Source organism: Proteiniphilum sp. (genome assembly GCF_034331125.1).
Taxonomy (GTDB): Bacteria; Bacteroidota; Bacteroidia; order Bacteroidales; family Dysgonomonadaceae; genus Proteiniphilum; species Proteiniphilum saccharofermentans.
Genome location: NZ_JAXQGC010000003.1, coordinates 1 through 13,188 on the forward strand (window position 1 = coordinate 1; position 13,188 = coordinate 13,188).

At 46.4% G+C, this 13,188-nt stretch carries 10 protein-coding genes; 8 read left to right on the forward strand and 2 right to left on the reverse strand.

Annotated features, from left to right (window positions below):
• Window positions 1–96: 96 nt before the first annotated feature.
• Together U2P89_RS00290 and U2P89_RS00295 are read right to left on the reverse strand one after the other, a co-directional pair.
• A complete protein-coding gene (locus U2P89_RS00290) occupies window positions 97–681 on the reverse strand; it encodes an aminotransferase class IV (RefSeq protein ID WP_322190318.1) in 585 nt (194 codons plus the stop codon).
• 21 nt (window positions 682–702) lie between these two features.
• Window positions 703–1,713 carry an aminodeoxychorismate synthase component I gene (locus U2P89_RS00295; RefSeq protein WP_076929141.1) on the reverse strand — a complete coding sequence of 337 codons (1,011 nt, stop codon included), beginning with the start codon at window positions 1,711–1,713 and terminating at the stop codon, window positions 703–705.
• A 635-nt stretch (window positions 1,714–2,348) separates the two neighbouring features.
• Here U2P89_RS00295 and U2P89_RS00300 point away from each other — a divergent pair.
• The 8 genes from U2P89_RS00300 to ilvN all read left to right on the forward strand — a co-directional run bounded on the left by U2P89_RS00300 (window position 2,349) and on the right by ilvN (window position 13,142).
• On the forward strand, window positions 2,349–3,836 hold the full coding sequence (locus U2P89_RS00300; protein WP_076929143.1) for a 2-isopropylmalate synthase: 1,488 nt from the start codon (window positions 2,349–2,351) through the stop codon (window positions 3,834–3,836).
• A 45-nt stretch (window positions 3,837–3,881) separates the two neighbouring features.
• Entirely contained in the window at window positions 3,882–5,264 is a 1,383-nt protein-coding gene (gene leuC, locus U2P89_RS00305) for a 3-isopropylmalate dehydratase large subunit (protein WP_076929147.1), read from the forward strand.
• A 172-nt stretch (window positions 5,265–5,436) separates the two neighbouring features.
• On the forward strand, window positions 5,437–6,036 hold the full coding sequence (gene leuD, locus U2P89_RS00310; protein WP_076929150.1) for a 3-isopropylmalate dehydratase small subunit: 600 nt from the start codon (window positions 5,437–5,439) through the stop codon (window positions 6,034–6,036).
• A 56-nt stretch (window positions 6,037–6,092) separates the two neighbouring features.
• Window positions 6,093–7,652 carry an alpha-isopropylmalate synthase regulatory domain-containing protein gene (locus tag U2P89_RS00315; RefSeq protein WP_076929153.1) on the forward strand — a complete coding sequence of 520 codons (1,560 nt, stop codon included), beginning with the start codon at window positions 6,093–6,095 and terminating at the stop codon, window positions 7,650–7,652.
• Window positions 7,653–7,732: 80 nt separating this feature from the next.
• Window positions 7,733–8,800, forward strand: coding sequence for a 3-isopropylmalate dehydrogenase (gene leuB / locus U2P89_RS00320; protein ID WP_076929156.1), 1,068 nt, complete (start codon window positions 7,733–7,735; stop codon window positions 8,798–8,800).
• Window positions 8,801–8,903: 103 nt separating this feature from the next.
• Complete coding sequence (gene ilvD, locus U2P89_RS00325; protein WP_322190319.1) at window positions 8,904–10,745, forward strand: dihydroxy-acid dehydratase; 1,842 nt, start codon at window positions 8,904–8,906, stop codon at window positions 10,743–10,745.
• A gap of 45 nt (window positions 10,746–10,790) precedes the next feature.
• The gene (gene ilvB / locus U2P89_RS00330) at window positions 10,791–12,515 is read left to right on the forward strand and encodes a biosynthetic-type acetolactate synthase large subunit (RefSeq protein WP_322190320.1); all 1,725 of its coding nucleotides are present in this window, start codon (window positions 10,791–10,793) and stop codon (window positions 12,513–12,515) included.
• 42 nt (window positions 12,516–12,557) lie between these two features.
• Complete coding sequence (gene ilvN / locus U2P89_RS00335) at window positions 12,558–13,142, forward strand: acetolactate synthase small subunit (protein ID WP_092121572.1); 585 nt, start codon at window positions 12,558–12,560, stop codon at window positions 13,140–13,142.
• Window positions 13,143–13,188 lie beyond the last annotated feature (46 nt).

Consider the following 13,188-nt stretch of genomic DNA (forward strand, 5'->3'; position numbering starts at 1 on the left):
AAGCATGCACGGTGGTGTGAGGGGGCGGGGGAGTAATCCCCCTACCTACTCGATTGGAATAAGGAGATGTGTTGTATTATATAGAACTATATCTAATCATACAATATTGCATACCGGGAGGGATATTCCATCATCTATATCCAACATGGCATTGATAAGGTAGATGCAATCATATTCCGGGAGAGTATTGCGGTGGATAATTCTCTCTGCGATGACCCCTTCGCGAAGGAGTTTTTGCCGCTTGGTGCCATTTAACAGCGGACTCTCCGGTGTAAAATACTGCTCCCCCTTGCTGAATACTACATTGCTGTAAGAGGTATCTGTAATAAGACCTTTCCGGGTGATAAGGATCTCATCACAGTCGCCTTTTTGCGCCAACAGGGTATTTAGCTGCCTCCTGTCGGCAAATTTAAATGAGTAATCGACCGACGCCTCTATCAACTTCAACGAGGTTATCTTTTTGAGAAGATAGGATTCAAATGATACCTCTTGGATAGCCTTGTGATAAATGATCCGGCATTTTACTTTAGTATCCTGTAGTTTATCCGGAAGAAGTGTTGGTAGATCGGGCAACTTGGGCGCGTTGAATCCAAAATGGGCGGCTGTCTGTTGCATCCGTTCTTCATGGCACTGCATGTTTTGAATCTCTCCGTGAAGTATGCAAATGGTTTCTAAAAACATATCAGTCGAAATTTAGAATGACTAATGTAATGGCAGATATATTTTCCGGATTGCTTCCTCGTACTCTTTCCTGCTACTGCTATTGGCGGTAATGCCGCCGCCGCTGCGGAAAAAGAGTTGTGAACCGCATTGTTCAATGAATCGGATCAATACAAACGATTCTAGTTTTTTACCATCGAAATAACCGGCTACACCGGTGTAGAAGCCGCGTGCTTCCTTTTCAGCCTCCTTGATGATGCGAAGCGTAGCCTCCTTGGGCGCTCCCGATACGGAACCGGCCGGCAATAATTCGAAGAAAAGTGTTCCCAGGATATCGAGATACCCTTCCGCCAGAGTTCCCTCGATCTCGGAACTTACCTGTAATATGGATCCCCTGTTTGTCTCCAATGCATCTATGTATCTGAAACGGTTTACTTTTACAGAGGTAGCTATCCGGCTCAAGTCGTTACGAAGCAGATCCACGATAGTATTATGTTCCGCCGTCTCTTTCCGGTCATTTAACACGATATCCCGCGCATAAGGCAGACGTCCGTCGATAGTTCCTTTCATCGGGAAAGTGAATATTTTTCCCTGCTCTATCCGTACAAAACACTCCGGAGAGAAGCATACCCATTTGCCTGGCAGGCAGAGCTTATAGGTCGCCCTGCTGGAGAGAAAAATTTCTTCAAATGAGAGAGAACACCTCAATGGAGTTTTTATAGTGAGATTGACAAGGTAGGAGTCACCTCGTTTCAACCCGTCCATCACCACATTAAAACGCTGTAGATAGGTGACGTAATCTTCAGGATCGGCCTCAAATAAATAGCTGTCTGTCTGATGAGAAAGAAAAGAGAATGACTTGGGTGTCCCGGAAAGCCCGTGAGGGAAGGTGTTGGACATGCCTTTGATGTCGAAAAGGATCTCTTGTTGCGACAACGGATCGGCAACAAAAAATCCCTCCCGCATCTCAAAATCTACTGCAAACAGAAACGGCTTTCTCGCTTTTCCCGCTTCGTTCATTTTCTCCTTTATTTCATTACTGTCGAAAAACATGATGCAAATATAGTGAACTATTTCGTTAAGCTAAATGAGTAAAGAGCAAACTTGTTTGAACTTTGCCATAGCGAGAAATAGTCTGATAAAATCGAAAGCCGAATGGTAAGCCAAACTTGTTTGAGCTTACCTGAGGCGCATCTTATATTCTATAAATATAGTGATAGTGAAAGCATCCTATATTCTACAAACATGAACAATTCGCAACTGATAGATGTTTTGTGTGATGAATGATGTGAGGTGTAGTCCTATTTTGTTGTGCGAATCCACCGGATAACAGGATCAACGATAATATACTGATTTTTTGACTTATTTGAGTAGTATAATGTTTCAATTCGGAGATTATTGGCTCAAATAAAGAATAAAATGAAATTTTTTTGAAGAAAATTGTGAAAATATTTTGTTTGTATGGATTTTTGCGTTTACTTTGCACCCATTAAACAGGAAAAATTTCAATTTGTCGTATGTATTATCAGGTCGATATTCTAGTCATTTCTATTCTACTTCTGGAAAAATTCGGAGGGTGAGACTGGCATATCTGTGATTTACATTAGGTAAAAAATATAGGGATAACCTTTCTCACCGAGTGAGAAAGGTTATCCTTTTTTATAAAGCTAATAAAAAGGTGAATAATAATGGAACGTATTTATGTATTTGATACAACATTAAGAGATGGCGAACAGGTTCCCGGTTGTCAGTTGAACACCATTGAGAAGATCCAGGTTGCACAAGCTCTTGAGTTGTTGGGGGTGGATGTAATAGAAGCCGGTTTTCCCGTATCAAGTCCGGGCGACTTCAATTCGGTAGTCGAAATCTCAAAAGCGGTCACCTGGCCGACTATCTGTGCACTAACCCGTGCTGTTGAAAAGGATATTGAGGTGGCTGCCGAGGCGTTGAAGTATGCCAAGAGGAAACGGATCCACACCGGTATCGGCACATCCGACTCACATATTAAATACAAGTTCAACTCCAACCGTGAGGAGATCATCGAACGGGCCGTAAAGGCGGTGAAATATGCCCGTCGTTTCGTGGATGACGTGGAATTCTACGCAGAAGATGCAGGACGCACCGACAATGAATACCTTGCCCGGGTGGTACAAGCTGTAGTCAATGCAGGGGCTACCGTAGTGAATATACCCGACACGACCGGCTATTGCTTCCCCGACGAATACGGAGCAAAAATAAAGTATCTTATAGATAACGTAGACCTGAAAGATGCCATCCTCTCCACCCACTGCCATCAGGATTTGGGAATGGCTACTGCCAACACCATTTCGGGTGTGCTCAACGGGGCCCGTCAGGTGGAAGTAACCGTCAACGGTATCGGTGAACGTGCCGGAAATACATCGCTCGAAGAAGTGGTGATGGCATTCAAGAGCCACAAAGACCGCGGATTCGAGACCAATATCAATACACAACATATTTATTCTGCCAGCCGGATGGTATCGAGCCTGATGAATATGCCGGTACAACCCAATAAGGCGATTGTGGGAAGGAATGCTTTTGCACATTCTTCCGGAATCCACCAGGATGGTGTCCTCAAGAATGTTGAAACTTACGAAATCATCAATCCCAAAGATGTAGGAATCGATGATAATGCTATCGTGCTGACTGCCCGTAGTGGACGTGCGGCACTCAAAAACCGCCTGTCGAGCCTGGGCGTGAAACTCGAACCCCAGGAATTGGATGAGATATATCAGAAGTTCCTTGAAATGGCCGACAAGAAAAAAAATATCAATGACGATGATATACTGATGTTGGTGGGTAAAGATGCACGTTTGGACAGGATTAAAGTAGAATACCTCCAGGTATTGTGTGGTATCGGTGTGCGCGATGTAGCCAGCATAGCCCTGAATATTGCCGGAGAACGCTTCGAAGCGACAGCAAGTGGTAATGGCCCGGTAGATGCAGCTATTCGTGCGGTGAAGAACATTATCCGCAGGAAGGTGAAAATTCGGGAATTCCTTATTCAGGCAATCGACCATGGTAGTGATGACATAGGTAAGGTCCACATGCAGGTGGAGCACAACGATATTGTTTATTACGGTTTCTCGGCCAATACCGATATCGTCGCAGCATCTGTAGAGGCATTTATTGACGCTGTGAATAAGTTCGTTGAATGAAGTGGGAAGGTGTAATTTGTAATTAGTAATTTGTAATTAAAATATATGAAGACTCTTTTTGATAAGATATGGGATGCGCATGTGGTGACGACCGTGAAAGATGGTCCCACCCAATTATACATCGACAGGCATTTGTGTCACGAAGTGACCAGCCCCCAGGCCTTTGCTGGCCTTAGGGCACGTGGGTTGACGGTGTTCCGTCCAAAGCAGACTACGTTGACGGCCGACCATAATATTCCCACGATGTGGCAGAACAAGCCTATTCGTGATTCTATTTCCCGTTTTCAGGTGGAAACATTGGCTAAAAATGCATCGGATTTTGGATTGACTTATTATGGATTAAATAACCCTAAGAATGGGATCGTACATGTAATCGGGCCGGAGAATGGTTATACCCAGCCCGGTATGACCATCGTATGTGGCGATAGCCATACTTCTACCCATGGTGCTTTTGGTGCCATTGCCTTTGGTATCGGTACCAGTGAGGTGGAAATGGTGTTGGCGTCGCAGTGTATCCTGCAGACACGCCCCAAAACCATGCGGATCAATTTTGAAGGAAAGTTGGGTAAAAATGTAAGTGCAAAAGATATGGCACTTTATATGATTTCCCAGTTGACTACCGGGGGCGCTACCGGCTATTTTGTGGAATATGCCGGTGAAGCGGTACGCAATCTCACTATGGAAGAGCGGATGACTCTTTGCAACCTCAGTATTGAAATGGGTGCACGTGGAGGATTAGTGGCTCCCGATGAAACTACCTTTAACTATATCAAGGGACGTGAATTTGCTCCCAAAGGTGAAAAATGGGAAAAAGCAGTGGCTTATTGGAAAACACTGAAAAGCGATGATGGTGCCGCCTTTGACAAAGAGGTGACTTTCGATGTGGGCAAGATCCGTCCGATGATTACTTATGGAACCAACCCTGGTATGGGAATGCCTATAGACGGCACTATCCCCCGCCTGGATGAAATAGACGAGGCCGGGAAGATATCATTCGAAAAATCGTTGAATTATATGGGATTCTCTCCCGGGGAAAAATTAGAAGGAAAACAGATCGATTATGTCTTTCTGGGGAGTTGTACCAACGGTCGTATCGAAGATTTCAGGGTATTTACCAGTTACGTGAAAGGTAAAAAGAAGGCCAATAATGTAACGGCATGGTTAGTACCCGGCAGTTGGCAGGTGCGTAAACAGATTGAAGCAGAAGGACTCGACAAGATACTGGAAGAGGCCGGTTTTGAATTGCGTCAGCCGGGTTGTTCAGCCTGTCTGGCGATGAACGATGATAAAGTCCCGGCAGGGAAATATGCAGTTTCCACTTCTAACCGGAATTTTGAAGGAAGACAGGGACCCGGAGCAAGAACGATCCTCGCCGGTCCGTTAGTGGCTGCAGCAGCAGCAGTTAATGGGAAAATAACGCAACCGTAACTAATCCCGACAAGTCGGGACATATAGTGCCAATCGAAGCGTAGCGAAGATCCCGATATGTCGGGATGAGATTAATAAGCTAATGAGAATTCAGAATTCGGAGTTCAAAATCTTGAATCTTGAATTTTGAATCTTAAATTTTGAATTTTGAATCTTGAATTTTGAAAAAATAATGGAAAAGTTTAAAACAATAACATCAACATATGTGCCACTTCCTATTGAGAATGTGGATACTGACCAGATCATCCCCGCGCGCTTCCTGAAAGCAACTACGCGTGAAGGATTCGGTGATAACCTGTTTGCCGACTGGCGTTATGACAAGGATGGAAATCCCAAATCGGATTTTGTACTGAATAACCCGACTTATTCGGGAGAAGTATTGGTAGCCGGAAAAAATTTCGGTAGTGGCAGTAGCCGCGAGCATGCGGCCTGGGCAATCGGTGGTTACGGGTTTAAGGTGGTCGTATCGAGCTTCTTCGCCGATATTTTCCGTAACAACGCCCTTAACAACGGCATCCTGCCGGTAGTCGTGAGCGAAAAGTTCCTGAGTGAACTGTTTAAATCTGTAAATAACAATCCGCAGGCAACGGTGACAGTCAATCTGGAAGAGCAAACCATTTCAAATAACGAAACCGGCACGGTTGAATCGTTCGAGATCAATCCTTACAAGAAAGAGTGCCTGTTGAAAGGTTTGGATGATATCGACTTTCTCCTTTCCAATAGGGATAAGATTGAGGAATATGAGAGAAATCGTGCCTTTGCGTACGAATAGATTCCAGATTTAAGATTCAAGACGAATTGGTAATTAGTCATTAAACAAAGGTTGTTTTGGGAGAAGCAAGAAAAATAGAAATCATGGATACCACGCTCCGGGATGGTGAGCAGACCTCCGGCGTGTCGTTTGCGGCACAAGAAAAGGTGAGCGTGGTGCGCCTTTTGCTCGAAGAGCTGAAGGTCGACCGGGTGGAGATCGCTTCTGCGCGGGTCTCCGAAGGGGAATTCCAGTCCGTGAAAAAAATGGCGCAGTGGGCGCATACCCATGGTTATATCGACCGGCTCGAGGTGCTGGGATTTGTAGATGGCACCACTTCCCTTGAATGGATCGTGAATGCCGGGTGCAAGGTGGTGAACTTGCTCTGCAAAGGTTCTTTGAAACACTGTACCTATCAGTTGTGTAAATCGCAGCAAGAACACTTGGCTGATGTAAAGAATACTATCGTCCATGCACAACGGATGGGGTTGACAGTCAACCTTTATCTTGAAGATTGGTCGAATGGGATGCGCGACTCAAAAGAGTATGTGTTCCGGATGATGGACGGATTGAAAGATGAAGCAGTGACCCGTTTTATGCTGCCGGATACGCTGGGAGTACTCAATCCCGATGAGACTCATCTATTCTGCTCGGAAATGATTGCTCGTTATCCAAAACTTCATTTCGATTTTCATGCGCATAACGATTACGATCTGGCTGTGGCTAATGTTTACGAAGCCATCAAAGCCGGTGTGAAAGGGGTGCATGTCACTGTGAACGGATTGGGAGAACGGGCCGGCAATGCGCCGATTACCAGTGTGGTAGCACTTATTCATGATCACATGGGATTATCTACTAATGTAGATGAATCGAAGCTCTATAGTGTAAGTAAGGTAGTGGAGAGCTACTCCGGCGTACGTATCCCGAATAATAAGCCGGTTATAGGTGATAATGTATTTACTCAGGTGGCGGGTGTCCATGCTGACGGCGACAAAAAGAAAAACCTCTATTTCAATGACCTGATGCCCGAACGGTTTGGCCGTTTCCGTGAATATGCACTGGGAAAAAATGCAGGCCGGTCCAATATCATTAAAAACTTGGAAGCATTGGGTATCGAACTCGATGATGAGGCGACACGTAAAGTGACGGCACGTATCATTGAACTGGGTGACCGGAAAGAGATCGTGAACCTCGATGAATTGCCTTATATCGTTTCCGATGTGCTGAAGAACGGTGTCGAAAATCAGGATATCAAGATGCTCAACTATTCGCTCACACTGACAGACGGATTGAGACCAACCGCCACTGTGAAGATATCGATAAAAGGTGAAATATATCAGGAGACCGCAGCGGGAGACGGACAATATCATGCTTTTTCAAAAGCAATGTATAAGATATACAAAAAACTCGATAAACCTGCCCCCGAACTGATTGACTATGTCGTGGTAATCCCCCCGGGAGGGAAAACGAACGCATATGTGCAGACTGTAATCACCTGGAAATTCCAGGACAAGGTGTTCAAAACCCGTGCGTTGGATATCGACCAGACGGTGGCAGCTATCAAGGCGACAATGAAAATGTTGAATATGATAGAAAGCGGGAATATTCCCAATATGAATTATATGAGATTACCCTGATTGATGTGATGATTGAATGAGATTGAGAACTTCTTAACTCTTCACCTAATTGGTAATTAGTAATTTGTAATTTAAATAAAATGCAATTAAAAATAGCTGTACTGCCGGGCGACGGAATAGGCCCGGAGATTATGAAACAGGCGCTGAATATTACTTCGGCAGTTTGTGAAAAATTCGGTCATACTTTGACATACAAAGAGGCCATTGTAGGCGCCTGTGCCATTGACGCAACCGGTGATCCTTATCCTGCCGAAACGCATGAACTCTGTATGCAGAGTGATGCAGTGCTTTTTGGCGCTATTGGTGACCCCAAATATGATAATGATCCCAATGCCAAAGTACGTCCAGAGCAAGGATTACTTCGCATGCGCAAACAGTTGGGGCTCTATGGGAATATCCGCCCGGTAATGACTTTTCCTTCACTGGTCCATAAGTCACCCTTGCGTGCCGACCTGGTAGATGGTGCTGATTTTGTCTGTATCCGTGAACTTACGGGCGGTATGTATTTCGGTCGCCCCCAGGGTCGCAGTGAAGATGGCAATACAGCTTATGATACTTGTGTTTATACCCGCGAAGAGATAGAGCGGGTGTTACACCTAGCCTATAAATTTGCCGGTCAGCGACGCAAAAAACTGACCGTAGTAGATAAGGCAAACGTAATTGCTACTTCACGACTATGGCGTCAGATTGCACAGGAGATTGCACCCCAATATCCTGATATTGAAACCGATTTCCTCTTCGTGGACAATGCTGCCATGCGTATTATCCAATGGCCTAAAAGCTTCGATGTGATGGTGACCGAAAATCTTTTTGGTGATATCCTTACTGATGAGGCATCCGTGATTACCGGTTCATTGGGATTACTCCCTTCGGCATCCGTCGGCTTACATACATCGCTTTTCGAGCCGATCCACGGATCCTATCCGCAGGCGACCGGTAAAAATATCGCTAACCCGCTGGCTATGATCCTGTCTGCCGCCCTGATGTTTGAATATGGTTTCAACCTGATGGAGGAAGGTGCGCTTATCCGTAAGGCAGTCAACGCAAGCCTTGAAACGGGAGTTGTTACCGAAGATATTGCCGATGGTGGAAAAGCATACAGTACCTCAGACGTAGGAGAGTGGATCGAACGGTTTGTGAGAGGTTGAGAAGATGGGAGATTGGAGTGGAGAAGTGGAAAGGTATGAGATTGGGAGGAATATGCCCCCAATCTTGAATCTTGAATTTTGAATCTTGAATTTTGAATTTGAAATGAATAAAAATATAAATAAAAGCGATTTGCGCAGCGCGACTAGTACACAGGGACGCCTTATGGCCGGTGCGCGTGCGCTTTGGCATGCCAATGGCATGACACGCGAACAGATGGGGAAACCGATTATCGCTATCGTCAATTCCTTTACGCAGTTCGTTCCGGGCCATACGCACTTGCACGGGATAGGACAGATGGTAAAGGCGGAGATCGAGAAATTGGGTTGTTTTGCTGCAGAGTTCAATACCATCGCCGTGGATGACGGTATCGCCATGGGACACGACGGTATGTTATACTCCCTTCCGTCGCGCGACCTGATCGCCGACTCGGTAGAGTATATGGTCAATGCCCACAAGGCAGATGCCATGATCTGCATCAGTAACTGCGACAAGATCACTCCGGGAATGCTGATCGCTGCCATGCGGCTGAATATACCAACAATCTTTGTATCGGGTGGGCCGATGGAAGCAGGGAAGATCGGTGATGAGCAGATCGACCTGATTGACGCCATGATCGAATCGGCCGACGAATCGGTTTCTGATGAGCGGGTGGCACAACTCGAACAACTGGCCTGTCCCACTTGCGGTTCCTGCTCCGGCATGTTTACAGCCAACTCCATGAACTGCCTCAATGAGGCGATCGGATTGGCGCTTCCCGGTAACGGAACCATCCTGGCAACGCATGTCAACCGCAAGCAACTGTTTATCGACGCTGCACGCCAGATCGTGGAGAATGCTTACAGGTACTACTCTGAGGGTGACGATACGGTGTTGCCGAGGAATATTGCCACACGTGAATCTTTCCTCAACGCCATGACGCTCGATATCGCTATGGGTGGTTCTACCAACACCATTCTCCATACGCTGGCCATAGCCCACGAGGGGGAGATCGACTTCTCACTCGATGATATCGACGCCCTCTCTCGCCGTGTACCATGCATTTGTAAGGTAGCACCCAACTCGAAAAAATACCATATCCAGGATGTGAACCGTGCCGGTGGTATCATGGGGATACTGAATGAACTGGCAAAAGCCGGACTGGTCAATACTTCGGTGCATCGTGCCGATGGACGTACTCTGGCTGAGGCATTGAAAGAATATGATATTACCAACGGAAATCCGGGTGAAGAGGCCCGGAGGATCTATTCTTCTGCTCCGGGTAACCGGTACAATATCGTGATGGCTTCACAGAATGCACAATTCAAGGAGCTGGATACCGATAGGGAGAACGGCTGTATCCGTAGTGTGGGGCATGCTTATACCAAAGACGGGGGATTGGCCATCCTGAAAGGGAATATCGCTGAAAAAGGGTGTGTGGTGAAGACTGCCGGTGTGGATGAAAGCATCTGGAAATTCAGCGGTACTGCCAAAGTATTCCATTCGCAGGATGATGCCTGCACCGGCATCCTTAACGGAGAGGTACAGGCCGGCGATGTGGTGGTGATTGTCTATGAAGGCCCGAAAGGTGGCCCCGGTATGCAGGAGATGCTTTATCCCACGTCTTACATTAAAGCCAGACACCTTGGGACTGAGTGTGCCCTGATCACCGACGGGCGTTTTTCGGGTGGTACTTCAGGACTCTCCATAGGCCATATCTCTCCCGAAGCGGCTGCCGGCGGAAGCATCGGACTGGTACGCGAGGGAGACATCATCGAGATAGATATCCCTGCCCGTTCCATCAACTTAAAAATTAGTGATGAAGAACTTCAGGAAAGAAGAAGAGAAGAAGAGGCAAAAGGAGAAAACGCCTTCAAACCCCAACGCGACAGAGTGATTTCGAAAGCATTAAAAGCATATGCCGCTTTTGTAAGCTCAGCCGATCTGGGAGCGGTAAGAATCATTTGAGAAAAAGATTTACAATTTTAGGTTCAAGTTTAAAGAGAAGAGTGTATGAACAGAGATAATCAAACGGAAAACATTCCGGGTAGTGAGATACTTATTCGCTCACTGATCGCCGAAGGAGTAGATACCATATTCGGCTATCCGGGTGGAGCTATCATGCCTGTATTCGATGCTTTGTACGATCATAAAGACAAGATCAGGCACATACTGGTTCGTCATGAACAGGGCGCGCTCCATGCAGCACAGGGATATGCAAGGGTTTCGGAAAAGGTAGGGGTGGCTCTTGTCACATCAGGCCCCGGGGCAACTAATGCGATCACCGGCATCACCGATGCAATGATGGACAGTACGCCGTTAGTGGTGATCTCGGGGCAGGTCAATTCCACCTTGTTGGGATCTGACGCTTTTCAGGAAGCCGATGTGATCGGCGTTACCCAACCCATCACCAAATGGGCTTATCAGGTGCGCCGCGCTGAGGATATCGCATGGGCAGTCTCAAGGGCATTCTATATTGCTTCAAGCGGCCGGCCCGGCCCTGTGGTATTGGACATTGCAAAAGATGCACAAGTGCTTAAATGTGACTATTCCTACCAAAAGACGACCTTCTTAAGGAGTTATCATCCTCTGCCCGAAGTGGAAGAGGAGAAGATAAAGATGGCAGCCGACCTTATTAACAGCGCTAAAAAGCCATTTGCTCTGGTTGGGCAGGGAGTAATCCTCGGTAATGCCGAAGAAGAATTACGCGCTTTCCTGGAAAAAGGCGGTATCCCCTTTGGATCTACCATCCTGGGACTATCGGCTATACCCTCTGATCATCCTCTGAATCGAGGTATGCTGGGTATGCACGGGAACGTGGCAACCAATATCAAGACGAATGAATGTGATGTGTTGATCGCTATCGGGATGCGTTTCGACGACCGTGTGACCGGTGACCTGAAGACCTATGCAAAACAGGCGAAGGTGATCCATTTCGATATAGACCTTGCCGAAATGGACAAGAACGTGAAGACTACCGTGAAAGTATTGGGTGATGCCAAACAAACACTGCCGATGGTAACTGCCCTGATGGAGAAAAAGTCTCATCCCGAATGGTTGGAAGAGTTCAAACCCTATGCACAGAAGGAATTCGATTGTATCATCAAAAATGAGCTCTATCCCGAAAACGGAGGAGCAATAAAGATGGGCGAGGTGGTAAACAAAGTCACCGAAGCCACACAAAATAAGGCTGTCTGCGTAACGGATGTGGGACAACACCAGATGATGGCTACCCGTTACTTCAAATACAATCAGACACGCAGTATGGTTACCTCAGGCGGATTAGGCACGATGGGATTCGGATTGCCTGCGGGGATTGGTGCCAAATATGGTGCTCCCGACAGGACGGTCTGTATCTTCGTGGGTGACGGAGGGCTGCAGATGACGATCCAGGAATTCGGAACCATTATGGAGTACGGGATCGATGTGAAGGTCATCCTGCTGAACAATAATTTCCTTGGGATGGTACGCCAATGGCAGGAACTTTTCTTTGATGAACGCTATTCCGAAACGCACCTGAAAAATCCCGATTTTATCAAGATCGCCGATGCATACAACATAAAAGGCCGGAAAGTGACAGAGCGTGCAGAACTCGATGGAGCGATACAGGAGATGCTCCAACATAAAGGGGCATACCTGCTCGAAGTGGTGGTGGAAACCAAAGGGATGGTTTATCCGATGGTGCCTGCCGGAGGTAATATTACCAATATTATGTTGGGGAACGGATACACGCTGTAGAATTACCAATTACTAATTACTAATTACTAATTACCAATTAAAATGGACGGGAATAAAACATTATATACCATTACTATTTTCTCAGAAAATACGGTAGGTGTGCTCAATCAGATCACGACCATCTTTACCCGCAGGCAGCTCAATATCGAGACGTTGTCAGTCTCACCCTCCGCCATCCGCGGGATACATAAATTCACCATTACCACTTTTTCGGATGATGAGGAGGGAATGAAAAAGTTGGTACGCCTGATCGATAAACGGGTGGATATCCTGAAAGCCTATTTCAACACCGATGAAGACCTTGTGCATCAGGAGTTGGCGCTCTACAAGCTTTCCACCAATAAGGTGATGGAACATGGCTCCATAGAGTACCTGGTGAGAAAATATAATATCCGTATACTGGAGGTCAACAAAGACTGTGTGGTCTTTTTGAAAGCAGGTCATTATGAGGAGACCCAGGGCCTCTTCGAAGAACTGGCCGACACCATTGGTGTGTTGCAATTCGTCCGTTCGGGAAGGATTGCCATTACTAAATCGAAGGTGGAACGTCTGAGCGATATGCTGGCCAAATGGGAACAGCAACGAAACGGCATCGAGAAACCGGAAAACATAGTACAGAACCAATAAAACAGAAAATAATTTATAAATAAGCAGTCAATGAGTTCAACTCGTA